26 protein-coding genes and 1 tRNA gene are annotated in these 21,478 nt (G+C 56.6%); 15 read left to right on the top strand and 12 right to left on the bottom strand.

The genetic code is table 11. The annotated features are described in order from the left end of the window. The first annotated feature begins 25 nt into the window (after nucleotides 1-25). The 7 genes from HMPREF1257_RS04165 to HMPREF1257_RS04135 all read left to right on the top strand — a co-directional run bounded on the left by HMPREF1257_RS04165 (nucleotide 26) and on the right by HMPREF1257_RS04135 (nucleotide 3,859). Nucleotides 26-784 carry a 3'(2'),5'-bisphosphate nucleotidase CysQ gene (locus HMPREF1257_RS04165; protein WP_023025910.1) on the top strand — a complete coding sequence of 253 codons (759 nt, stop codon included), beginning with the start codon at nucleotides 26-28 and terminating at the stop codon, nucleotides 782-784. A 1-nt stretch (nucleotide 785) separates the two neighbouring features. Continuing rightward, on the top strand, nucleotides 786-1,592 hold the full coding sequence (locus HMPREF1257_RS04160) for a thymidylate synthase (protein ID WP_198010496.1): 807 nt from the start codon (nucleotides 786-788) through the stop codon (nucleotides 1,590-1,592). Continuing rightward, on the top strand, nucleotides 1,592-2,122 hold the full coding sequence (locus HMPREF1257_RS04155; RefSeq protein WP_005281928.1) for a dihydrofolate reductase: 531 nt from the start codon (nucleotides 1,592-1,594) through the stop codon (nucleotides 2,120-2,122). The genes HMPREF1257_RS04160 and HMPREF1257_RS04155 overlap by 1 nt, the downstream gene beginning before the upstream one ends. Further along, nucleotides 2,122-2,403, top strand: coding sequence for a glutaredoxin domain-containing protein (locus tag HMPREF1257_RS04150; RefSeq protein ID WP_005281926.1), 282 nt, complete (start codon nucleotides 2,122-2,124; stop codon nucleotides 2,401-2,403). The genes HMPREF1257_RS04155 and HMPREF1257_RS04150 overlap by 1 nt, the downstream gene beginning before the upstream one ends. Before the next feature lie 114 nt (nucleotides 2,404-2,517). Next, a tRNA-Arg gene (locus HMPREF1257_RS04145) sits at nucleotides 2,518-2,593 on the top strand. Nucleotides 2,594-2,705: 112 nt separating this feature from the next. Continuing rightward, nucleotides 2,706-3,308: a DJ-1/PfpI family protein gene (locus HMPREF1257_RS04140; RefSeq protein ID WP_023025906.1), complete on the top strand. Its 603-nt coding sequence runs from the start codon at nucleotides 2,706-2,708 to the stop codon at nucleotides 3,306-3,308. Between the two features lie 221 nt (nucleotides 3,309-3,529). Further along, nucleotides 3,530-3,859 carry a hypothetical protein gene (locus HMPREF1257_RS04135; protein WP_023025904.1) on the top strand — a complete coding sequence of 110 codons (330 nt, stop codon included), beginning with the start codon at nucleotides 3,530-3,532 and terminating at the stop codon, nucleotides 3,857-3,859. An 11-nt stretch (nucleotides 3,860-3,870) separates the two neighbouring features. On the opposite strand, the gene HMPREF1257_RS12205 is transcribed toward HMPREF1257_RS04135, so the two are convergent. The 6 genes from HMPREF1257_RS12205 to HMPREF1257_RS04110 all read right to left on the bottom strand — a co-directional run bounded on the left by HMPREF1257_RS12205 (nucleotide 3,871) and on the right by HMPREF1257_RS04110 (nucleotide 6,062). Then, nucleotides 3,871-4,029, bottom strand: a complete 159-nt coding sequence (locus HMPREF1257_RS12205) for a hypothetical protein (RefSeq protein WP_156904667.1) — start codon at nucleotides 4,027-4,029, stop codon at nucleotides 3,871-3,873. Continuing rightward, nucleotides 4,017-4,298, bottom strand: a complete 282-nt coding sequence (locus HMPREF1257_RS04130) for a hypothetical protein (protein ID WP_023025902.1) — start codon at nucleotides 4,296-4,298, stop codon at nucleotides 4,017-4,019. Before HMPREF1257_RS04130 ends, HMPREF1257_RS12205 begins: the two co-directional genes overlap by 13 nt. A gap of 345 nt (nucleotides 4,299-4,643) precedes the next feature. Then, nucleotides 4,644-4,844: an MFS transporter gene (locus tag HMPREF1257_RS11805; RefSeq protein ID WP_023025900.1), complete on the bottom strand. Its 201-nt coding sequence runs from the start codon at nucleotides 4,842-4,844 to the stop codon at nucleotides 4,644-4,646. Then, complete coding sequence (locus HMPREF1257_RS12200) at nucleotides 4,792-4,971, bottom strand: MFS transporter (RefSeq protein WP_051138383.1); 180 nt, start codon at nucleotides 4,969-4,971, stop codon at nucleotides 4,792-4,794. Before HMPREF1257_RS12200 ends, HMPREF1257_RS11805 begins: the two co-directional genes overlap by 53 nt. A 212-nt stretch (nucleotides 4,972-5,183) precedes the next feature. Next, entirely contained in the window at nucleotides 5,184-5,630 is a 447-nt protein-coding gene (locus tag HMPREF1257_RS04115) for a DUF2871 domain-containing protein (RefSeq protein WP_023025898.1), read from the bottom strand. Between the two features lie 198 nt (nucleotides 5,631-5,828). Then, nucleotides 5,829-6,062 carry a hypothetical protein gene (locus tag HMPREF1257_RS04110; protein WP_156904666.1) on the bottom strand — a complete coding sequence of 78 codons (234 nt, stop codon included), beginning with the start codon at nucleotides 6,060-6,062 and terminating at the stop codon, nucleotides 5,829-5,831. A gap of 579 nt (nucleotides 6,063-6,641) precedes the next feature. On the opposite strand from HMPREF1257_RS04110, the gene HMPREF1257_RS04090 reads away from it, so the two are divergent. Continuing rightward, nucleotides 6,642-7,855, top strand: a protein-coding gene (locus tag HMPREF1257_RS04090) for an IS3 family transposase (protein WP_232208497.1) whose coding sequence is annotated in 2 segments (ribosomal slippage) — nucleotides 6,642-6,915 and nucleotides 6,915-7,855 — 1,215 coding nt in all. Because the reading frame shifts where the segments join, the coding sequence is not laid out codon by codon here. Nucleotides 7,856-8,099: 244 nt separating this feature from the next. Beyond that, nucleotides 8,100-8,234 carry a hypothetical protein gene (locus tag HMPREF1257_RS12600; RefSeq protein ID WP_023025892.1) on the top strand — a complete coding sequence of 45 codons (135 nt, stop codon included), beginning with the start codon at nucleotides 8,100-8,102 and terminating at the stop codon, nucleotides 8,232-8,234. Nucleotides 8,235-8,354: 120 nt separating this feature from the next. Here the strand turns inward: HMPREF1257_RS12600 and HMPREF1257_RS04085 are convergent, their stop codons facing one another. From HMPREF1257_RS04085 to HMPREF1257_RS04075, 3 genes are all read right to left on the bottom strand, one after another. Further along, nucleotides 8,355-8,567, bottom strand: a complete 213-nt coding sequence (locus tag HMPREF1257_RS04085) for a hypothetical protein (protein WP_034661227.1) — start codon at nucleotides 8,565-8,567, stop codon at nucleotides 8,355-8,357. A gap of 504 nt (nucleotides 8,568-9,071) precedes the next feature. Further along, the gene (locus HMPREF1257_RS04080) at nucleotides 9,072-9,410 is read right to left on the bottom strand and encodes a P-II family nitrogen regulator (RefSeq protein ID WP_023025886.1); all 339 of its coding nucleotides are present in this window, start codon (nucleotides 9,408-9,410) and stop codon (nucleotides 9,072-9,074) included. A gap of 27 nt (nucleotides 9,411-9,437) precedes the next feature. Then, the gene (locus HMPREF1257_RS04075) at nucleotides 9,438-10,760 is read right to left on the bottom strand and encodes an ammonium transporter (protein WP_023025884.1); all 1,323 of its coding nucleotides are present in this window, start codon (nucleotides 10,758-10,760) and stop codon (nucleotides 9,438-9,440) included. 300 nt (nucleotides 10,761-11,060) lie between these two features. On the opposite strand from HMPREF1257_RS04075, the gene HMPREF1257_RS12195 reads away from it, so the two are divergent. The 6 genes from HMPREF1257_RS12195 (at nucleotide 11,061) to HMPREF1257_RS04045 (ending at nucleotide 18,349) form a co-directional block, all read left to right on the top strand. Then, a complete protein-coding gene (locus tag HMPREF1257_RS12195) occupies nucleotides 11,061-12,092 on the top strand; it encodes an ABC transporter substrate-binding protein (protein ID WP_023025882.1) in 1,032 nt (343 codons plus the stop codon). An 18-nt stretch (nucleotides 12,093-12,110) separates the two neighbouring features. Continuing rightward, a complete protein-coding gene (locus HMPREF1257_RS12190) occupies nucleotides 12,111-13,715 on the top strand; it encodes an ABC transporter permease (protein WP_369707793.1) in 1,605 nt (534 codons plus the stop codon). Between the two features lie 2 nt (nucleotides 13,716-13,717). After that, the gene (locus HMPREF1257_RS04060) at nucleotides 13,718-14,746 is read left to right on the top strand and encodes an ABC transporter ATP-binding protein (protein ID WP_023025878.1); all 1,029 of its coding nucleotides are present in this window, start codon (nucleotides 13,718-13,720) and stop codon (nucleotides 14,744-14,746) included. Nucleotides 14,747-14,925: 179 nt separating this feature from the next. After that, nucleotides 14,926-16,926, top strand: coding sequence for a prolyl oligopeptidase family serine peptidase (locus HMPREF1257_RS04055; RefSeq protein ID WP_023025876.1), 2,001 nt, complete (start codon nucleotides 14,926-14,928; stop codon nucleotides 16,924-16,926). Between the two features lie 10 nt (nucleotides 16,927-16,936). Further along, nucleotides 16,937-17,365 (top strand): OsmC family protein, encoded by a 429-nt coding sequence (locus tag HMPREF1257_RS04050; RefSeq protein ID WP_023025874.1) that lies wholly within the window; start codon nucleotides 16,937-16,939, stop codon nucleotides 17,363-17,365. 78 nt (nucleotides 17,366-17,443) lie between these two features. Beyond that, complete coding sequence (locus tag HMPREF1257_RS04045; protein ID WP_023025872.1) at nucleotides 17,444-18,349, top strand: DUF1906 domain-containing protein; 906 nt, start codon at nucleotides 17,444-17,446, stop codon at nucleotides 18,347-18,349. Between the two features lie 2 nt (nucleotides 18,350-18,351). Here the strand turns inward: HMPREF1257_RS04045 and HMPREF1257_RS04040 are convergent, their stop codons facing one another. From HMPREF1257_RS04040 to HMPREF1257_RS04030, 3 genes are read right to left on the bottom strand one after another with little or no spacing between them, the layout of a single operon-like run. After that, nucleotides 18,352-19,281 carry a hypothetical protein gene (locus HMPREF1257_RS04040; RefSeq protein WP_023025870.1) on the bottom strand — a complete coding sequence of 310 codons (930 nt, stop codon included), beginning with the start codon at nucleotides 19,279-19,281 and terminating at the stop codon, nucleotides 18,352-18,354. Nucleotides 19,282-19,320: 39 nt separating this feature from the next. After that, nucleotides 19,321-20,964 carry a cation acetate symporter gene (locus tag HMPREF1257_RS04035; protein WP_023017578.1) on the bottom strand — a complete coding sequence of 548 codons (1,644 nt, stop codon included), beginning with the start codon at nucleotides 20,962-20,964 and terminating at the stop codon, nucleotides 19,321-19,323. After that, nucleotides 20,965-21,312 carry a DUF485 domain-containing protein gene (locus HMPREF1257_RS04030; RefSeq protein WP_023025867.1) on the bottom strand — a complete coding sequence of 116 codons (348 nt, stop codon included), beginning with the start codon at nucleotides 21,310-21,312 and terminating at the stop codon, nucleotides 20,965-20,967. It lies immediately after the preceding gene. Nucleotides 21,313-21,478: the final 166 nt, after the last annotated feature.

The raw sequence follows: 21,478 nt of genomic DNA, 5'->3' as shown, positions 1-21,478 counted from the left end.
TAGTCCCCGTTGTAATGTGGGCACCATGACCGTCGAGATTTCTGATTCCCGCCTGACCAATTCGCTCGCCCAAGGCTGCGGCGAGATTTTAAAGGGTGTGCGCAATGGTGGCCTGCTGCGGGGCCTTTCGCTTGGCGATGCCGGCGATGACGCCGCCCAAGAATGGATCGCCCGTGTATTAGAACAGCACCGGCCCGGCGATGGCGTGCTCTCTGAAGAGGCCTCCGATGATCTCGCCCGGCTAAAAAAGAAGCGCGTTTGGATCGTGGACCCGCTTGACGGCACCAAGGAATTTGCCACCGGCCGCCAGGACTGGGCGGTACACATCGCGCTCATTGAGGATGGCACCCCGGTCCACGCTGCGGTGGGCCTGCCGGATTACGGCGTGACCTTCAAGTCTTCCGATGTGCGCGCCGTCGACGGCCCTCTGTCTAAGAAATTCGTCATCTCCCGCAATCGCCCACCCAAGGTGGCCGGCTATATCGCAGAACAGATGGGCTATGAAACCGAGGGCATAGGTTCCGCCGGCGCGAAGGCCATGCACGTGCTGCTGGGCGACTATGACGGTTATATTCACGCCGGCGGCCAATACGAATGGGATCAAGCCGCCCCAGTAGGCGTTGCCCTGGCAGCCGGTCTGCACTGCTCCCGCCTCGATGGCAGCCCCATCACCTTCAATAACGAGGACACCTTCATCCCCGATCTGCTCATCTGCCGCCCCGAGCTCAAAGACGAGATTCTAGAGCACGCCGCGGCCTTTGCCGAGGAGAATGGCGGCTTCTAAACTGGTGCCTATGATTGAGACTCCTTATGAGGATCTCCTCCGCCGCGTCCTCGAAGAAGGCACGGCCAAAGGCGATCGCACCGGCACCGGCACGCGCTCCATTTTCGGCGCGCAGCTGCGCTATAACCTGGCGGAATCCTTCCCACTGCTCACCACGAAGAAGGTCTACTTCCGCGGGGTCATCGGCGAGCTGCTGTGGTTCCTGCGCGGTGATTCCAATGTGAAATTCCTGCAGGATAATAACGTGCGCATTTGGAACGAGTGGGCCGATGAAAACGGCGATTTGGGCCCGGTCTACGGCGTGCAGTGGCGCTCTTGGCCCACCCCGGACGGGAAGCACATCGACCAAATCCAGCAGGCGCTCGACACCCTGAAGAATAACCCGGACTCGCGCCGCAACCTGGTCTCCGCGTGGAATGTATCTGAGCTCGACCAGATGGCACTTATGCCCTGCCACCTGCTCTTCCAGCTCTACGTGGCCAATGACACGCTGTCGCTGCAGGTCTACCAGCGCTCGGCGGATATGTTCCTGGGCGTGCCCTTCAATATCGCCTCCTATGCGGCGCTGACCCACATGTTTGCCCAGCAAGCCGACCTCAAGGTGGGCGATCTCATCTGGACCGGAGGCGATTGCCACATCTACAACAACCACGTGGAGCAAGTCCAAGAGCAGCTTTCCCGCGAGCCGCGTGAGTACCCGCAGCTCAAGCTCAACAGGGCGAAGGACCTCTTCTCCTATGACTTCGCCGATTTTGAGGTGCAGGGCTACGACCCACACCCGGCCATCAAGGCGCAGGTGTCGGTCTAATGCTCGGCGCGATCTGGGCGCAGTCCCTGGACGGCATCATCGGCGATGGCGCACAGATGCCCTGGCACGTGCCGGAGGACCTCAAGCACTTCAAGGACGTCACCATGGGCGCGCCTGTCATCATGGGCCGCAAGACCTGGGAGTCCCTCAACCCCAAGTTCCGCCCCCTACCCGGCCGGGACAATTACGTGCTCTCCTCGCGCGCGCCTGGCACGTGGTCAACTGGTGCTACGGTGGGCAAGACGATGCCCGCGCTTGCCGATGCCTGGGTCATCGGCGGCGGCCAAATCTACACCGCCGCCTTGGACCAGGTGGACCGCATCGAGGTCACTCTCATGGGCGTAAACATCGGCGATATCTATGGCGATGACGCCGTCTTTGCCCCGGATATCCCCGATACGTTTGGCTTGGCCTACAGCACGGACTGGCTCACCTCAGACAAAGGGCATTTAGAGCTTCCCGAGCAGCCGGCCAGCGAGCTTCCCATGAAGTACCGCTTTTTAACTTACGATAGAAAGGACGCAGCATAATGACTGTACAAGCACCCGAAACCAATGCCGATGTCACCATCTTCTACGCCGACTGGTGCCCATTTTGCGCCAAGCTCATTAAGAACTTGGACCGCACCGAAACCCCATACGAGCTCGTGGACGTAGAAGGCGATAACGCCGACGACATCAACGAGTGGATTAAGTCCGTCAACGACGGTAACCGCATCATCCCCACCGTCTTGTACTCCGACGGCACTCACGAGACCAACCCGCCTGCATCCTCCGTGCGCAACAAGCAGGAAGAGCTGGCACAAGCCTAAACCTCATAGCTAAGGCTGCTGGCCGGACCTATACAAATGGCCGCGCACGCAGCCTTTTGGGGCGCACTCGCGCCCCACTGCTATTATGATCCGAGTTGCATGAGCAACATCCCCGCCCCAGTAGCTCAGGGGATAGAGCACGGCTCTCCTAAAGCCGGTGTCGGAAGTTCGAATCTTCTCTGGGGCACCAATTTGTACCCCTCTGACCTGCATCAGAGGGGTAAATTTTTCCACGCTTCTGCTTATTGACCCCGAGCACCAAAACTCTAAGGCGTCGAATTTGGTTTTGATACGGTTTAGTCATGAGCCAGACGCGTCCGCAAAACATTGGCATCGTACTTTTTGACGGGTTCGAGTTACTCGATGTTTTTGGCCCCGCAGAAGTACTCGCAAATACACCAGGCCTTGAAGTGAACTATCTGTCAAAACATGACAGCCCGGTAAGCAGCGCTCAAGGCGTACGCATAGTTCCGACAATGCGTTTTGAATCTTTCTCTGGAGATACTCTGCTTGTACCAGGAGGACGCGGTACACGCTCACTTGTTCAAGATCCAGAATTCCTCCGCCAGCTAACCGCCCTTGCAAGCTCGGCGGACATCATCGCCTCAGTTTGTACTGGGTCGGCGCTACTCGCCGCCGCAGGCTTATTAGAAAACCACACCGCTACCACCAATAAAAACGCGTTTGACTGGGTTAGAACGCACGGCCAGAAAATTGAATGGAAAAAGCAAGCTCGATGGGTCCACGACGGCAATCTCTGGACATCATCCGGTGTGGCGGCAGGAATTGATATGGCGGTGGCCTTCATTACTCACTTCTTCGGTGAAGAAACAGCATCCTCGGTCACCAATCATATTGAGCTTATCGTCAACAACAATCCCAATAATGATCCGTTTTCAGTCTAAGTTTTTAACAGAAAACGAACTCAATAGCGCCTGAACCCCGGAAAAGAGAGACATCGGGGGTCAAGCCCCTCAGTCCTTAAACTATTGAGCGTGAACCAAGGCTGCATATTTTTGAGCTGATCCAAAATTAAGCTAAAGTTACCACCGTTAATTTTGCAGGTGACGGAACGTTTTGCACCACGCTCACTCACACCATCCGCCGTACAGAAAGGTACTCACAGATGATTACCACTATTCTTGCTGGGCTATTGGCTGCAGGCACTGGTTTAACCGGCCCCAGCACTCCAACCGCAGAAGCTTCCCCCGCAGCCCAGCACCAAGAACATGCGTCCACGGCTACTCCTGACAGCGATACTTCTGACGTGCAGGCGCTTATCGATGATGCCCAAGACCAGGCTGGCTACGAGTTCATTACCGTGCGTTACGACGGAGAATTCGCGCATATCGCTTTGGATCCCGAAACCTACAACCCGGATAGCGATAGGGCGACATTTGAAGCCGTGTCCAAGTTGCTCACCGAGAAGGGCTATGAGGTCACTGCAGTCCTCTAAACCTTTTGCCTCTACTCCCCCGCAAAGGCTTTATCCTCTGTTTCGTTGCCGTTCTGCGCAGCAGCCCTGCGCACCCGAAGTGCACCGACGAATCCCAGCGCAAGGAATGCGGCAGCAGCAACGAGCGACCACTGCGCGGCGTTGGTCATGCCTTGGCTTAAGGCCTGCACCACTGCCCCAGGCGCACGGTGCTCTGCGTTGCGGAGGCTTGCCCGGAGTCATCGACGGGAATATCCCGCAGCACCGTGCCGGTCAGATGTGCAGAGGCGAATCCAAGCCCCAAGCCATACAGGGTCAGCGGCGTGGCGATGATCCAACCATTCGTATCCGGCCCCATAAGCAGGACGAGGATAAGGACGCCGACGGCTTCCAAGCCGAACCCGATGAGCACGGTGCCAGGTGCCCCCGTACCGTGCCGCAACATGGCGGGCTGGCGCACCGGAAAACAATGCTCCGATTGCCATGGCTGCCAGCACCAGGCCCGCTGACATCGTGCTGAGATCCGATGCATTAATCAGGTACAGCGGCAGCACGAAGATGATGGCAAACTCGCCGAGTGCTACCGCACCAGCGGTGATATTTCCCCACGAAAACGTGGAATAAGAAAATAATTCAAGGTCCAGCAGCGCTGAGCGGTGACCCCGCTCGCGGTGCTTTTCCCACCGAATAAATAGCGCGAAGCCTACAGCCGAAATCGCGAGAGCCACCGGAACCGGTGAGATGGGCGCGTTTTCTGACCAAGTCCAGCCAAAGAAACTGAACGAGGATTGGGGCTTCCACCAGCCTAGATCGGGGCCCTCAATAATCGCGAATACCAGGACACCCATTCCGTCAGTGCACGACCGGCGAGCGGTCCGACCGCCGCCGCCCCGGAAATAACCGCACCCCACACACTAAAGGCTGCGGCGCGGTACTTGCCGCGGAATACGGCATTAACCGTGGAAAGCGTGGACGGCATGATGAACGCGGCGCCGATAGCCTGCACAGCGCGCGGAGATCAACGTGGCGGCAGTGGTAGAAAATCCCGCCAATACGCTGCCTGCCACAAATATTGTCAGGCCGGTGAGGAAGGCGCGCTTGCGTCCCCAGGCATCCGCAATCTTGCCCGTCACAGCAGCGCCGCCAGTAGCACCGCATAGAGGCTGTTGACCCACTGCGCCTGCGTCAGGTTGAGCTGCAGGTCAGTGATGATCGACGGCAATGCCACGCCGACGATAGTGCCATCTAAAACGATGACTCCCAGCCCGACGGAAAGGACTGCCAGGCTTATCCAATCGCGGCGAGTAGGCGCCGTGACGTTTTTGTGCGCTGTGCTCGCACATAGTTAGGCGTTCACCGAAGCATTGGGGCTGCCTTCATCTGGTTCCTTGATGGCCCGCCCCAAATTCACGAGGAAGACCGTCAGACCCACCGTGATAAAGATGTGGCCCAGCCCAGCGATGCCAGAAATCATCTCATTGGATTCCTTGCCCAGCACCGTCAAAATGCCGTGTGAAATTTGCATTCCAACGGTGAGCACAACGCCCACGTTGTACAGCCAGAAGAACGAGTTGAACAGCTGGCGGTGCCGCGACAGTGCGAAGACTTTTTCCAGCGCCAAGAAGATGAGGAATAGCATGAAGCCCAGCGCCAGCAAGTGGGTGTGAGCCACGCTTAGCTGCGTATATTCGCCTTCCGGGAAATCTTGTAGCTTCGTAAACTCCCGATAAAACAAACCAGCAACCAAGCCCAAGACGAGGTAGAAAATCGCTGCCCTATACAAAGCCTTCATGTCATTACTCCTTCCCAGTCATCACCGTGACTGGATACGAGGGGATCAATTACTCTAAATACATATCTTGCCCCAACTTCTCTGGCTTTGAATCGCAGAGGCAGTTGAACCTTGAATCAACCAGTAGGTTGATTGGACACGCGTATCCTCATGTCCTCTTCATTCCTGCAAGGAGTGCGCCCCAGAAAACTAGCGCTTCTAGCGCTCGGCTTTTACATTTTTCTTTTCAAATACAGGACCGGAACGGGCCAGCGCGAGGAACACTAGCACGGTTCCGATAGTCGCTGAAAGCAATGGAGCTACAGCATTACCTGATTGCTGCCCAGCATCGGCAGTATCAATTCCCACGTTCATTAAAATCGGCGCTGCGATGAGCAAAACCACGCCGACGAATCCGGTAGCCAACGACAACTGCATTTTCCGATTCATCACTTATCCTCATTCTTTCGACGCCGTTCGGAAACATAATCCGCCATCGATAGAACGACACCTATGAGCAAAATTGTGACCACTAAAGCAAGTGTCCAGTGATAGTCATTAAACAGAACCCCGAGCACAATGGCTATCAAGGCGGAGACACAGAATGGCCGCAAATGCTTCCACAAGCTTCTCATGGTTTTCAGGCTACCTAATCAACATTTAAAATACATGTGCAATCCGAAACCGCAATAGCCTAGTCTATTTCTTCACGCGACTGCAGTGATTACGGATTTCCAGTGTGGTTTAGTTTGGAGATACTGAGCCCTAGAGATCAGTTTCTTCGTCATGGGCGCGACCCCATTTTGTCCCGCATGTTCCTCGGCTATTGTTAAAATTCCATCAACCGCAGATGACTTGTAGATGCTGTTTCTCTTACGGAATTTTATTTGTTCCTTAAGCAGAATGATCAGTATTTTCACCGATTGCTGAGGTACACTTCTTCGCAAGAAACAAGAACCGTCTTTTATGAACTGAGGTTACCCTCGTTTAGTGGACACCCTATTTGTGCGGATTTTGTGTCCGTAAGAGAGGATGTTCATTGTGAGTTCGTCAAGGAAGAAGTACACCCCGGAGTACCGGCAGGAGGCCGCCAGACTGGTCATTGAGTCTGGGCGCCCAATCGCTCATGTGGCTAAGGAAATTAGCGTATCAGCCACAATTTTAGGCAGGTGGGTCAAACTTGAGCGGGAACGCCAAGGCTCGGTAGATGGCCGCAGTGATGCCGATATACGAGCCGAAAACGCTCGCCTGCGTCGTGAGTTAGCTGAGGCCAAGATGGATAATGAGTTCTTGTCAAAAGCCACCGCCTTCTTCGCTGCGAAGCAACGCGATCGGAAAAATTTGAGCTAATGCAGCAGGAGAAGGCGAACTACAGCATCAAACGAATGAGCAGGTTATTAGAGGTTTCTCGTTCTGGCTACTATAAATGGCAAAAGGCTCAAGCAGTACGGCTTCGTGGTGAAAATCAGCGTCAGAGATTCCTCGACCAGTTAGACAGGAAAATTCATGACATCTGGGAAGATTCTGACGAAGTCTACGGTGCCCCACGGATTACTGCAGAACTCGCCGAGGGTGGGGTCTATGTGAATCGCAAAACCGTGGCCAAACGCATGCGGATGATGGGTATTGAAGGCATCTCACCCAGGGCGTTTGTTCCCGTAACGACGATTCAATCCAAGCGGAAGTCAACGCTTCCAGACCTGGTGAAACGCCTATTTGATCAAGGGCAGCTTAATCGAGTGTGGATGTCGGATATTACCTATCTACGCACGAATGAGGGCTGGCTGTACCTATGCGTTATCCGCGATGGACACTCCCGCCGAGTCCTAGGCTGGTCCATGGATAGTGTGCAGGATTCTTACCTAGTTGAACGTGCACTGCGCATGGCTTACACCCTGCGTGGTGAAGTACCCGACGGCGTGGTCTTCCACGCCGATCGTGGTACCCAGTTCACCAGCGAACAGCTGTGGCAGGTCTGTCAAGAACTAGGGATTGCACAATCGGTCGGCCGTACTGGTGTCTGCTTTGACAATGCGATGGCCGAGTCGTTCTGGTCGACATTGAAGACCGAATTTTACGATCGGAAGGAATGGCGAACCCGCAACGAAGCCCGGAAGGCGGTGGCTCGCTGGATTGAGATTGTCTACAACCGGCGCCGTCGCCACTCGTCCATCGGGATGGTAAGCCCCGTCGATTTCGAAGCCCAGCTCGCTGATCAAAATGGTAATAAGAAGGCCGCTGCTTAACCCCTAAGCAGCTTAACTACGTGTCCACGATTTGCGGGCAACCCCAGAACAATCAGATGCTCTGCTTTGAGGAATGAGCCGCAATCTTATACTCATCGCAGAGTATAAACCCGAATTTAGATGGCTCTTCAATAAGGAAGACAGCCGAAGATAACCTCTAAAGACTGAAGACATAAGCTACCCAGTCCCAAGAACTTTCCTTAACACCGTGCCCCGTTTGAAAGGACTTTTCGTGGAAAAGACCATGACGTACGCGTTCGCAGCCGCTTTTGCCGCGTTCATTGCGGTATCCGCTGTGGTACCCAATTGGCTCCTAGTTGTACCCACAGCACTCGCCGTCTCCGAGCTGGCATTGTCATACCGCAAGGGCCGCGCTTAAGGCCTCCCGTCGTTGACAACGCCGCTGGGCAAGGTGAGACATAGCTGAAGTGCCTTGGGCTTTATTCGTGTGGTCAAACTTCCATCTCGGAGAAATCGGGGATCTGCGGAAGGAAGAAAACTACGAGGCTTCACCCACAACGCTAACCATTAAGGCGTCGCGCACACGGAGTGTGGCGGCGTACAAGAGTGCACGCTCTCGCAGTAGTACGTCATCGGCTTCCGCTCGAGCGTGACCTCGGAGCAGGAGCTGCAGCGCTAGTTGATCTTCATTGACGCCAAACAGGTCAACGTCGGTGAATTCCACCCCCTCATCGATACGCGTGGTCCTCATGCCTGACGCACATACAAACAACTTGACACACTCTCTCAGCAATACCGTCCTTGGCATCTCAGGCGAACGGTAGTCTAGATAGACAAGAATTACGGATTGCATGGTTTTGCGATCGGCAGGGGGATATCCGCCACGGGGTCTTACAAAATAGGCAAATTTCAGAATACGAAGACAATAGACAGGTCGTTCATTCAGTGGCTCTTGAGCCAGGTTCGCGCATTAACGGCTGTATTGACTTGATGTGCGGCCCAAATGTCCCCAGCCCTTGAGCACGTCCCGAATCATTCAGGTTTTACGAAAGGAGGCCGAAGGCAGCGGCCAGGCAGAGCAAATCCAAGAATTGCTCCAATCTTTAGCTTTAGTTTTCCGCCTAAGTAGATAGTGCCACTTGGCAGAAACCGGTTCGATGGCCTCATTGTTTCTTCCCCGCAAGATTTAACGACAGATTAGCGCCCCAGCCCTCCACCCTTATGAGGAGGCCTGGGGCGCCGGTGTCTTGGAGGCTTAAATAGCCTTCTCCCCGCGCTCGCCGGTGCGAACGCGGATCACGTCTTCAACGGGTGCAATCCAAATCTTGCCGTCGCCGATTTCGCCGGTGCAGGCGGCGTCCACGATGGCATCGACAATCGCTTCGGCGTCATCGTCTGCCACGATGAGCTCGATTTTGGCCTTAGGCACAAAGGAGGTGGCGAATTGGGCGCCGCGGTAGATTTCCTTGTTGCCGCGTTGCTGGCCAAAGCCTTCGATTTCGGTCACCGTCATGCCCGGTGAACCGAGCTTTTGTAGTGCTTGCTGGATATCATCAAGCGTAAAGGGCTTGACCACGGCTGTTACGAGTTTCATTGTTGCTCCTAGGTATCGCTGGGCGTTTTAGTTGCGGCTGGTGGTACCGCGCATTGCACGGCCGCCAATGTCGTAGCCGGTCTCACGGTGACCGCCAAAGTCAATGCCGTCGGTTTCGATCTGGTCGGTCACGCGCCAGCCGATGGTCGCCTTCAAAATCACCGCGATGATGGCGGTAATGACTGCAGCAAAGGCCACGGCGATAGCGGCGATGAGGATCTGTACGATGAGCAGCTTCCAGCCTTCTACGCCGCCGCCGGTGAAGATGCCCCGGTCATTGGCAAAGAAGGCAACTGCCACGGTGCCCCACAGGCCGGCGACCAGGTGGACGCCCACGACGTCGAGGGAGTCATCGAAGCCGAAGCGGAACTTCAGGCCCACGCCCAAGCAGCCCAGCATGCCGCCGAGGGCACCCATGATGAGCGAGGTGACCGGGTTCAGGTCGCCGGCGGCCGGGGTAATGGTGACCAGTCCTGCGACCACACCGGAGGCAGCGCCCAGGGAGGTGCAGTAGTTATCGCGCACCTTTTCCACGAGCAACCAGCCCAGGATTGCGGCAGCCGTTGCGGCGGTGGTGTTGACCCAGGCCAGGCCGGCGAGGCCATCGGCTGCGAAGGCGGAACCGCCGTTGAAGCCGAACCAACCGAACCACAGCAGGCCGGCACCGAGCATGACCATGGGCAGGTTGTGGGGGCGCTGCACGCTCTTCGGGAAGCCTTGGCGCTTGCCCACGACAATCGCCAGAACCAGTGCGGCCGTACCGGCGGAAATGTGGACGACGGTACCACCGGCAAAGTCGATGGGGGCCACAAGCGCTTCCCCACCTTCGCTGCCGAAGATCCAGCTGGTGACGCTGCTTTCGCCCTCACCGAGGATGCCGCCGCCCCAGACCATGTGGGCCAGCGGGAAGTAGACAAAGGTTGCCCACAGGCCGCTGAAAAGCATCCAGGTCCCGAACTTCACACGGCCGGCGAGTGCACCGGAGATAATCGCGGTGGAAATAACGGCGAAGGTGAGCTGGAAGCCGATATCGATGATATTGGCGTAGCCTTCCGCACCTTCGAGGTATTCACCATTGGCATCAAAGATGGAATCCTTGAGTCCGAAGAACTCGAAGGGGTTGGCAACGATGCCGCCCCAGGACTCCGTGCCGTAGCTCATTGACCAGCCCCAGAGGATGTAAATGATGCTGACTACCGCTAGTGAGCCGAAGGACATCAACATCATGTTGAGCACACCGCGGCGCTCTGTCATGCCTCCGTAAAAAAGTGCGAGGGCTGGGGTCATGAGCAACACGAGAGCCGCGCTCATGAGCATCCAGCTCGCATTGCCTGCAATCACCGAATCCATTATTTCTCCTTGTAGGGTTCCTTCATTGCTTTTCATAACGGTAGTACTACAGGTATATAAATATCTATTGCTCTATAGATTAATCCCCCATGTGGGGCTACCTTAAGCTTGTCACCTCCTGGTTTCCCGCTTTACAGCGTTAAAAGCCGTCCCCTCGCGCAAGGCGGTCCGGCCCACCGAAACACCTGCCCAGAAGCTCAAAGAATTTACTGTGCGTTCATATCGATCCCAAGTTGCCTTAACTTCGGTGCAGTTAGATTGACGTTCCTGATCACTACTCTCTCTGGAGGAACTTCCCCAATGAAGCCAAAGCACTCTTCTCTCGCTGCCCTAGCCCTTGCTTCAACCGTTCTTCTTAGTTCGTGCGGTGAGCCTGCGACCGACGATGAAGATACGAAGGCCGCAAGCGATTCAACCTCTATTACCGTCTATACGTCTGAGCCGGAAGAAAAGGTCGATGAAATCAATGCGGCCTTCAATGAAGAAAACCCCGATATCGAGGTCAAGGTGTACCGCGCCGGTACCGGCGATTTGAACGCGCGCATTTCTTCGGAGAAGCAATCTGACGATATCGAGGCAGACGTTTTCTGGGCGGCCGATGCACCTACCTTTGAAAATTACGCCGAGGATGGCGATCTCATCGAGCTTGCCGATGTCGATTCCGACGACATCATCGATGAGGCCAAAGACGACGAGAGTTTTTATGTCGGCACGCGCATTATCCCTACGGTCATTGCTTATAACACCGACGAAATCGCAGAAGGCGATGCCCCGACCTCGTGGGCGGATCTCACCGATCCGAAGTACAAGGACAAACTCGTCATGCCTAACCCGGCGGTCTCTGGTGCGGCAGCATTTAATGCCTCAGCATGGAAGAACAATCCAGACCTCGGTGAAGCATGGATCGAAGACTTGGGCAAGAATTCCCCGATGATCGCAGAGTCCAATGGTCCTACTTCCCAAGAAATCGCCTCCGGCTCCAGGCCCGTGGGCGTGGTCGTCGATTACTTAGTCCGCGACCTAGCGGATAAGGGATCCCCAGTTGCCCTCGCCTACCCTAGCGAGGGATCACCGTATATTTCTGAGCCCGCGGGCGTATTCAAAGACTCCAAGGAACAAGAAGCAGCACAGAAGTACATCAACTTCCTGCTTTCGAAGAAGGCTCAAGAAATCGCCGTCGAGCAGTCGTACCTCCCAGTACGTGAGGACGTGGGAACTCCAGCGGACACCCCTGAACTCGCAGACATTGAGCTCATGGACCAGGACCTGGAGAAAATCACCAAGGATAAAGACGCCGCCGTCGAGGTATTCCAAAAGGCAGTGTCTTCCTAGTTCTAGATGGCTCGTTTGTTGAAAAATCCCTCCGTATCCGCGCTGCGCGTTGGCGTGTGGCTCATTGCCATTGGCCTGTTCATCGCACCTTTATCCCTTGTTGTCTCCCTTGCACTGGGCGGGAACCAAATCCCCGTCTTGCTAGAGCAAGGGCTCGGTATTGCTACATGGAATTCGCTTTTCACCACGGCGCTTTCGGCGCTCGCCGCCGTTATTATCGGCACCGTTATTGCCATCGCGTTAGACCGCACGGATATCTACGGCTCATCGGTTCTGCGCCTATTCCTGCTCTCGCCACTCTTAGTTCCGCCATTTATCGGAGCGATCGCCTGGATTCAACTCTTCGGCCCGAATCAGGGTTTGAATAAGCTCTTTGGGTTCGAGATATGGAATATCTACGGCGCCGACGGGGTCATTGCGCTGATGACCATCCACTCTTTTCCCACGGCATACGTCATCATTTCTTCGAGCCTGCGCTCCATCTCCCCGGATTTTGAGCTAGCCGCCCGAGTATCTGGCGCTTCCGTGATGACAGTTCTGCGCACGGTCACCCTTCCGCTCCTGCGACCCGCCCTGTTATCCGCGTTTACCCTCACGGCAATTGCTAATCTGGCGGATTTCGGGATTCCCGCCATCATCGGCTCGCCGGCTCGATTCGAAACGCTCGCGACGATGATTTACCGGTTCATTGATTCCGGCACCGTATCCAACCCATTACAGGTGGTCTCGACCATCGGTGTCGTCCTCTTATTTTTGGGAATCGGCGCAGTCATCATGGACTATCTCACCTCCCTGAAAAACTCGTCTTCTACCCATGAGTCCGGAAGCCCGGCCCGCTTTGCACTGCATTCAGCGCGTTGGCCGGTCACGATCATCATGTGGGTGTGCGGACTCGCCATTTCCATTGGCCCAATCCTTGGTTTGGCCTACCGCGCATTGCTGCCAGCTCCTGGGATTCCGTTTACCTTAGAAACCATCTCGTTGGCGAACTTTAGCAGTGCTTTATCCAACCCGCGCGTTATCGACGGCCTCACCAATTCCGCATTTCTGTCAATAACCGCCGCGATAATCTGCGGGATTCTTGGCTGGGTCATCGGAATTCTAGTGACCCGTACCCAGGCGCGGGGAAATACGCTTTTAACTCTTTCTGCGCTACTACCGAGCGCGCTGCCTGGGCTCATTATCGGCGTCGCCTGGCTGATCGCCGGGCGCTATACCGGGTTATATAACACCATTTGGATAATCCTTATCGCCTACGTCTGCGCTTTTACCGCACTCGTTGTCCAGTCCGTGCGTGCCCCGTTAATAAGCACCCCAGTCACCGTGGAAGAAGCAGCGCGCATTTCTGGTGCCACGCCGCTTAAGGCGCTATTTACTACCACCGGCGCGATGACCATTCCGGCGGCGATCTCCGGTGCGGTGCTCGTCGCGGTGACCGCGATTCGAGAACTTACTATTTCCGTACTCCTCGTCGCACCCGGAACCACAACACTGGGTGTCCAAGTCTTCAACCTGCAGCAGGCAGGAAATTATAACCAAGCATCAGCACTCGCTTTGCTCTTTGCGCTGCTTGGCATCATTGCCCTCGCACTGACTATTCGTGCTCCTAAGGTAAGGACTTAATAATGGCGAAAATTGCAGCTTCCCACCTCACGGTCACTTTTCCGGATGGAACCACCGGCCTGCGCGATATCAACCTCTCCATCGAGCCTGGGGAACTCATTGCACTCGTTGGCCCGTCAGGCTCCGGTAAAACCACGCTCCTGCGCACCATCGCTGGTTTTATTTCTCCATCGTCGGGTGAGCTTTACATAGACGGCCGGCAGATGACTGCTATTCCTCCCGAGAAACGCGGCATTGGCATGGTCTTCCAACAGCACGCAATCTGGCCGCACATGTCCGTTAGAGACAATGTTGGCTACCCGTTGCGCCAGGCGAAAGTAGCAAAGGCCGAGCGCGAAGAGCGCATTTCTGAGACTTTAGCTCTCGTGGGCCTGCCAGGATTCGAGGACCGTACTCCGGATAGCCTTTCTGGTGGGCAGCGCCAGCGCGTTGCCCTGGCCCGGGCGATCGTCGCTAACCCCAAGGTTTTATTGCTGGATGAGGCGCTTTCAGCCCTCGATGAACCATTGCGCGATAATTTGCGCCGCGAGCTGGTAGCCCTGACGCAAAAGCAACGCCTAACCACGATGCACGTCACCCACGATCGCGCCGAGGCGCTGGCAATAGCAGATAGAGTCGTGGTTCTAGACGGCGGCGAAATCCAGCAGATTGCTACCCCGCAACAGCTACTGGAAGATCCCGCTAGCCCGGTGGTCGCGGGATTTATTGCGGATGCCACGATTGTCCAGACCACTATTTCAGGAGGCCGCGTCGAGTGCCCCGCCCTTGGGATCTCTTGGCCATTGAGTGAAGTAACCGTGCGGGACGAAGGCACTAAGGCCGCCATCTTGCCACACCACGCAACAATCGTGGAGGAAAACCATCCAGGCGCCACGGTTGCGGCGGTAGTTGACTCCGCCATTTTCGAAGCCGGGCACTACTCCGTTACCGCCTCCCACGAATCTGGGGTCACGTTCCGCACTACTGCAGTTAATAAACCAGAGCTTGGACAATCGGTGCGTATTCGCTTCTCGCCGCCCCTGATTTATTAATTCACCGCATCGCGCAAACTTTGGCCAGTTCAGCGCTTGCACTGCACCACCATTTACCGCAACGGTTGCACCCGCTTTCGGGCGGGCCTAATATGCTTCCACGCTGGACTTTAAGTTTTCCACTATCGGACTTTCAGCCCACTCATTTCAATTAAGTACCACCTGCAAGGAACGCGTATATGTCCGACTCCGCATCCCCGTCCTCCACTCCCGTGGAAGAACAGTCGTCCCTTTCGCTGGAACACCAGGCAGAGCAGATGCCTGCTGAGGTATCCAAAAAGCGCCGCTTTAGCGATGGCTGGAAGCTCTTTGTATGCATTGCCATCGTGCTCATCGGCGGGTTGGGCTCATCGCTGGTGCAAACCGATGGCGGCAATGTTCAGGTCACCGATCTAAAGATCGCCGGCAAGCACGGCGCTACGGTCACCGCAGATCTCTTCCGCCCGAAGGACGCGACGCCGGAGAATAAAGCGCCCATGGTCATCGTCTCACCCGGTTTCCAGCGCACCAAGGAAACCCAGGTCTCCAACTCGCTGGAATTGGCCCGGCGCGGCTTTGTCACCCTGGTAGTTGACCCATATAACCAGGGCGAATCGAGCTCGCAGCACCCGGATGATAGTGATTCCGCCATCGTGACCGCCATTGATTACGTCACAGACCACCTGGATACGTTCAATTACGTCGATGAGGATCGAATCGGCATTACCGGCCACTCCGCCGGTGGTACCGCAGTGCGCACCGCGGCCAATAAATACGGCAAGAAGGTCGATGATGCGCTCAAAGCCGCCAAGGATCCGGATAGCGAAGGCGGCACCACCATCACGGATGGCGAGCGCAAGCGCGCCGAGGATCTGGATAAGATCTCCGCAGTCTTTATCTCCGGCTGGCTCAAGAACTTAAACGATAAAAAGTTCGCCCACGTGCACTCCAATATGGCGCTGGGCTATGCCCGCTACGATGAGGGCGGTTACCGCAATATCAATGGAGATGGTGATCTGCGCGATGCGCCGGAGGCCCTGTCCATGGTCAACTCTGGGCTCAAGAAACAAGACCAGGTGGACCGCATTGAAATTGGCCATGGGTACGGGGACATCGACAAGGGCACCTACCGCATTGCCTATAACGATGAAACGCTGCACCCGCTGCAGCCGCTTACACCCAGTGCCATCGGCAGTATCCTCGAGTTTTTCGATGACACCCTGGATGCGCCGGTGAAGATGGATTCCGGCAATCAGACGTGGTGGCTCAAGGAGGTCTTTAACCTCCTGTCCCTCATTGGCGGCATTGCCATGCTCTTCCCTCTAACCCGCATGCTATTGCGCACCCGCTACTTCGCACCAGTGGCGCAGGCCCTGCCAACGGTGCCGAAGCGCCCGCGGGGTAAAGAGGCCGCGAAGTTCTGGGCGTTCTTCGTGCTTACGGCGGCCATCGCGTTCTTCACGTTCATGCCGCTGGCAAACCTATCGCAAGATGTCTTTTACGATGCCGCGAATAAGGTCAGTACCTGGTTCTTCCCGGCGCGCATGGTCAACTCGGTGGTCTTGTGGGCCATCGTCAACGGCATAGTCGGGCTTATCTTGTTCTATATCACCCGGGATAAGTCCACCTACGCCCGTGGCGAGCGCGCCCGTTCCTGGGGCATCACGATGAGCTGGCGCACCTTTGGGCGCACGCTACTGCTGGCCTTCATCTTGCTCTTCGTGTATTTCTCCGTGCTATCCATTGTGTATCTCGCTTTCCACAATGATTACCGCTTCTTGGTCGTAGCCTCCCGCCCGCTAACACTGCGCTGGTTCCTTGTGGCTCTCATGTACGTGCCGGCGATGTTCATCTTCTACCTGGCCAACTCCATTCGCGCCGGTGTGGGCACGCGCTATAGCGATACGCCCAAGTGGCAGACCTACCTCATTGCGGCGCTGGCCAACTCCGTCGGCTTGGCGATGATCTTCGTTATCCAATATTCCGTCTTCGCCGCCACCGGCACGGTGCACTGGACCGATGACTGGCTGTATGTCAATATGCTGCAGTCCATCTTGCCCATGATGATCCTGCTGCCCATCTTGAACAAGATGTTTTATGCCAATACCGGCCGCGTCTGGCTCGGGCCCCTGGTTATCGCGCCCATCTTTATCACGATGTCCTTAGGCGGCAGCGTGGCCTATATCCCGAGCCTGGCTTAAGCTTTAGGCCATGAGTGAACTCACGAAGCAGTATTCCGTTGACCTTAACCGCGTAGAAAATTCGGTGTACCGGGCCACCAATGCGGAAGGCGCCAGCATCGAGTTCGGCCGCGGGGAGGGCCTGTTATCGCCGGTAGAGCTCCTGCTGGCCGCCGTCGCCGGGTGCACCGCGGTGGACGTGGATGTCGTGACCTCTCGGCGCACCGAGCCGGAGTCTTTCCATGTGCGCGCCGAGGGCGACCGCGTGGATGAGGATGGCGCCTCGCGGCTTTCCGATGTCCGCGTCGCCTTCGACCTCGCATTCCCTTCCACCCCGGACGGCGAAAAGGCCCGCGCACTGGTAGATAACCTGATTCGCATTTCCCACGAGAAGGACTGCACGGTATCGCGCACCGTGGAACATGCCACGAACGTGGAATTTAGCAACGTGTCAAAATAAACACGACTCACCCACCGCCTCCTGCTATGGTGCATTTGTTAACTATTGTGACTAATGCGATCACTGCAGGAGCTTTTCATGTCACCGTCTCTGTCTCGTCGCGGCCTTTTGAAGGCAAGCGCCCTTGCCCTTACCGCTGGCGCCATTGGCACGGCCGCACCCTCTGCCGCAGCCCTCGGCCCGGTGCGCGGGACCATCATTGACTTTTCCTCAGGGCCCCCTTCCCCCGACGCCATCAAGCGCGCGGGCCACATCGGTGCCATTCGCTACGTCTCCAAAAAGCGCCCCGGCGCGGCCTGGATGACCGGCAAGCCGGTCACTCTCCAAGAGACTGCCGCCAATGCCGCCGCCGGCCTGCCCACGGCCTCGGTATATCAATTCGGCCGCGCCGACACCGCCGATTGGAAGCAGGGCGCGGCGGGCGCCGCCATCCACGCCCCGCAGGCCATTTCGCTACATAAGGACGCCGGTGGCCCCACGAACCGGCCCATCTACATCGCCATCGACGATAACCCCACCCGCGAGCACTACACCCAGTTCATCCGGCCATACCTGCAGGCATTCTCCAAGGCGCTGTCCGTGGCCGGTTACCAGACCGGCGTTTACGGCAACTACAACACCATCGAGTGGGCCAGCCAGGATAGGATTGGCACGTTCTACTGGATGCACGATTGGGGTTCTAACGGGAAAATCCACCCCAAGACCACCATTCACCAGCTACCGCAGTCGCGCCAGCAGACCATCGAGAACGTCATCGTTGATGTCAACGAGGTCTATGCCAGCGACTGGGGCCAATGGACGCCCGATTCCAAGCAGCCAGGCATCCAGGATCTCAGCTCCACCCTGGACAAGGCCATCCCGAATATGCCGGATTTGCCGCAGGTTACCGCGGATGGGGTGAGCTTTAAGGGGTCATCGCTAAGCAACGAGCAAATTCGCGGCCTTGCCGATGCCGCCCAGGATATCGCCAAGGCCTTTAAGTAGGCCTATTTCCCCTTGGGCTCGGAGGACTTCTTTTCCTCCTTCTTGCCCTTGTCCTTCTTCTCGCTAGAAGTCGGCTTTTCGGAGGTCGTCTCGATGGGCGGAACGTCCTCGCCGTCCTTGTACTTCAAGAACCGCTCGGTGGCCTTGCCCAGGTTCTCGCCGTTGATTTCGCTCTTCACGTAGTCCGTGAGGTCATCGGCGGAGCCATTAATGGAGGCCGCGGCGACGAAGTTCTTGCCAAAGGACACCGAGGAATTAATCGACTTATCATTGGACCAGCCCCACTTGCTGCCCACCACATTTGAGAGCTTCGCGGTGCCATAATCCTGGTCATAGCCATCTTCTGAGACGGGATCCGCGTGCGACATCGCCACGAGCACGGGGTGGGTTTCATCGCGCTTGATGAGCTGGGAGATGAAGCTGGCCACGTCATAGGTGGAGGTTTCCGAATAGCCCCAAGTCTCGCCCGCCTTGGTGGATTCCAGATCGTATTCCTTGGCAATCTTATCGATGGAATCCGGGTACTTCTTAAACAGCTCCTCGGCGCTCTTATCAGAAGAGCTGGCGATCATACCGAGCGCCTCGTATTTGTCCTCGTACTCGCCCTGCTCAATGACGTAGGTAGCGATATAGAGCTTGATAAGGCTGAGCGCCGGGCGGGGATCGTGTTCTGCCGCAGAGCCCATATACATGCCATCGTGCAGGCGAATATAGCTAATGGAATGGTCCTCATCCCCCTTGAGGAACTCATTGATCCGCGGGGGCACCTTTGCTGCCCTATGCGCAGTAATCGTGGTGTCTTCGGCTTTGGCGGTGCTGTCTCGCTCGCTATTGCTGCACCCAGCAACCGTAGAGCAGGCAAGCATGCACACGGCAAGGGCGGCACCAGCCTTTACTGATGCCGCCGCGTTGAGAGAGGACGGTTTAAACACGTCGAACCATATTACCGGTAATTGCTCCTTTTCGGGCAATTAGTGCTGGACTGGGGCCTCGACGCCCACACCAGTCAGGGAACGAACTTCCATTTCTGCCGCCAGCTCGTCCAAGTTATCTGGCTTGGTCACGATGGAGACGAACCAACCAACGAAGAAGGACAGCGGGATGCTGACCAGACCCGGCGAGGTCAGCGGGAAGATAGCCCAGTCCGCGTTCGGGAACATGGCGCTTTCGGTGCCGGATACCGCTGGGGAGAAGAAGATGAGGACCAAGCAGGAGACAACACCGGTGTACATGGAGGCCACGGCACCCGCGGTGTTGAAGCGGCGCCAGTACAGCGAGTACAGGATGGTCGGCAGGTTAGCCGATGCCGCCACTGCGAAGGCCAGGGAGACCAGGAAGGCCACGTTCTGGGTCATCGCCAAGATACCCAAGATGATGGAGACGATACCCAGGATTACCACGGTGGCCTGCGAGACGCGCACCTGCTCTGCCTCGGTGGACTCACCGTTGCGGATAACCGCGTGGTAAATATCGTGCGCGATGGAGGCGGAGGCGGTAATCGCCAGGCCCGCCACCACGGCGAGCACGGTAGCAAAGGCCACGGCGGAAATAATGGCCATGAAGATGGAGCCACCGATTTCCAGTGCCAGCAGCGGTGCCGCGGCGTTCGCGCCACCCGGTGCGTTCAGGATGCGGTCCGGGCCAACCAGTGCGGCTGCACCGTAGCCCAGAATCAGGGTCATCAGGTAGAAGGCACCGATGATAACGATGGCCCACGTCACGGAGCGGCGCGCCTCAACGGCGGTCGGCACGGTGTAGAAGCGCATCAGAACGTGTGGCAAGCCACCCACACCCAGCACGAGGGACATACCCAAGGAGATGAAGTCCAGCTTAGCGGCGGTGGAGCCACCGTACTTTAGGCCCGGCTCCATGATTTCCTTGGCCTCATAGCCCTTTTCATGGAGGTAATCGGACGATGCGTGCATATCAATCGCGGTGCTGAACATGTTGCTAAAGCCACCGCGCAGGGAGACAAACACCATGATGCACATGACGACCACACCGGTCACCAACAGGACGGCCTTAATCATCTGCACGTAGGTGGTGCCCTTCATGCCGCCGACCAAGACGTAGAGGATCATGAGCACGCCGACGATACCGACGACGACTGCCTGCCACTTGAAGTCATGGATGTTCAACAGCACGGCCACCAGCGAACCGGCGCCGGCCATCTGTGCAATGAGGTAGAACAGCGTCACGAAGAGCGTGGCGATGGACGCGGCCACGCGCACCGGCTTTTGCTTCAGGCGGAAGGACAACACGTCCGCCATGGTAAAGCGGCCCACGTTACGCATCGGCTCAGCCACGAGCATCAGGGCCACGAGCCAGGCGACGAAGAAGCCAACGGAGTACAGGAATCCGTCGTAGCCGTTGAGCGCCACCGCACCAACGATGCCGAGGAAGGACGCAGCCGAAAGGTAGTCACCGGAAATGGCCAAGCCATTCTGGCGGCCAGAGAACGAGCCACCACCGGTATAGAAGTCAGACGCCTTCTTCGTGGTCTTGCCGGCGCGCAACACGACGGCCATGGTAACCACGAGGAAGATGCCGAAGATGGAGATATTCAGAATCGGGTTACCGGCGGAAGTTTCTTGTGCAAGGTAAGTGGTAGTCATTTACTTGGCCTCCAACTTCTCGCGAATAGCAACCGATTTAGGCTGAATATTCTTATTGGCGTACTTCACGTAAATCCAGGTAATGATGAACGTGGTGAGGAACTGGGCCAGGCCGAAGACGAGGCCGATATTCCAGCCGCCATCGCCAAGCTCAATGGCCATAAAATCAGGCGCAAACACGGCGGTGAGCACGTAGACGATGTACCACACGAAAAACGCGACGGTCATGGGAAAAGTGAAACTACGATAAGCGCTGCGCAGCTCGCCAAACTCTTCGCTATCGCGCATTTCTATGTAGTCGGCTGCCGTAAGCTCACGGCGCTCGACGGGAGCAGTTGTATCACTCATAGAAGGGTTGTCTCCTTGGGTGAGAGAGGTTCTGTACAAACGAGGCGCAATGTGTTGTTCATCACTACCCGCGTTGCTATGTAAGATACAGAACATTTTTTGCAAAGCAGTAAATATTGCCAATGCACCCCACAAAAACTCCCCCCTTTCAACCCGATAGGTTCCG

Source organism: Corynebacterium sp. KPL1814, from assembly GCF_000478175.1.
In the GTDB taxonomy this organism is placed as follows: domain Bacteria; phylum Actinomycetota; class Actinomycetes; order Mycobacteriales; family Mycobacteriaceae; genus Corynebacterium.
This window is presented reverse-complemented; position numbering and strand designations above follow the sequence as displayed.

Coding starts and splice junctions, on each gene's coding strand:
- HMPREF1257_RS04165 (WP_023025910.1), top strand. CDS start 26: ATGACCGTCGAGATTTCTGATTCCCGCCTGACCAATTCGCTCGCCCAA.
- HMPREF1257_RS04155 (WP_005281928.1), top strand. CDS start 1,592: ATGCTCGGCGCGATCTGGGCGCAGTCCCTGGACGGCATCATCGGCGAT.
- HMPREF1257_RS04150 (WP_005281926.1), top strand. CDS start 2,122: ATGACTGTACAAGCACCCGAAACCAATGCCGATGTCACCATCTTCTAC.
- HMPREF1257_RS04140 (WP_023025906.1), top strand. CDS start 2,706: ATGAGCCAGACGCGTCCGCAAAACATTGGCATCGTACTTTTTGACGGG.
- HMPREF1257_RS04135 (WP_023025904.1), top strand. CDS start 3,530: ATGATTACCACTATTCTTGCTGGGCTATTGGCTGCAGGCACTGGTTTA.
- HMPREF1257_RS04115 (WP_023025898.1), bottom strand. CDS start 5,630: ATGAAGGCTTTGTATAGGGCAGCGATTTTCTACCTCGTCTTGGGCTTG.
- HMPREF1257_RS12600 (WP_023025892.1), top strand. CDS start 8,100: ATGACGTACGCGTTCGCAGCCGCTTTTGCCGCGTTCATTGCGGTATCC.
- HMPREF1257_RS04085 (WP_034661227.1), bottom strand. CDS start 8,567: ATGAGGACCACGCGTATCGATGAGGGGGTGGAATTCACCGACGTTGAC.
- HMPREF1257_RS04080 (WP_023025886.1), bottom strand. CDS start 9,410: ATGAAACTCGTAACAGCCGTGGTCAAGCCCTTTACGCTTGATGATATC.
- HMPREF1257_RS04075 (WP_023025884.1), bottom strand. CDS start 10,760: ATGGATTCGGTGATTGCAGGCAATGCGAGCTGGATGCTCATGAGCGCG.
- HMPREF1257_RS12195 (WP_023025882.1), top strand. CDS start 11,061: ATGAAGCCAAAGCACTCTTCTCTCGCTGCCCTAGCCCTTGCTTCAACC.
- HMPREF1257_RS04060 (WP_023025878.1), top strand. CDS start 13,718: ATGGCGAAAATTGCAGCTTCCCACCTCACGGTCACTTTTCCGGATGGA.
- HMPREF1257_RS04055 (WP_023025876.1), top strand. CDS start 14,926: ATGTCCGACTCCGCATCCCCGTCCTCCACTCCCGTGGAAGAACAGTCG.
- HMPREF1257_RS04050 (WP_023025874.1), top strand. CDS start 16,937: ATGAGTGAACTCACGAAGCAGTATTCCGTTGACCTTAACCGCGTAGAA.
- HMPREF1257_RS04045 (WP_023025872.1), top strand. CDS start 17,444: ATGTCACCGTCTCTGTCTCGTCGCGGCCTTTTGAAGGCAAGCGCCCTT.
- HMPREF1257_RS04035 (WP_023017578.1), bottom strand. CDS start 20,964: ATGACTACCACTTACCTTGCACAAGAAACTTCCGCCGGTAACCCGATT.
- HMPREF1257_RS04030 (WP_023025867.1), bottom strand. CDS start 21,312: ATGAGTGATACAACTGCTCCCGTCGAGCGCCGTGAGCTTACGGCAGCC.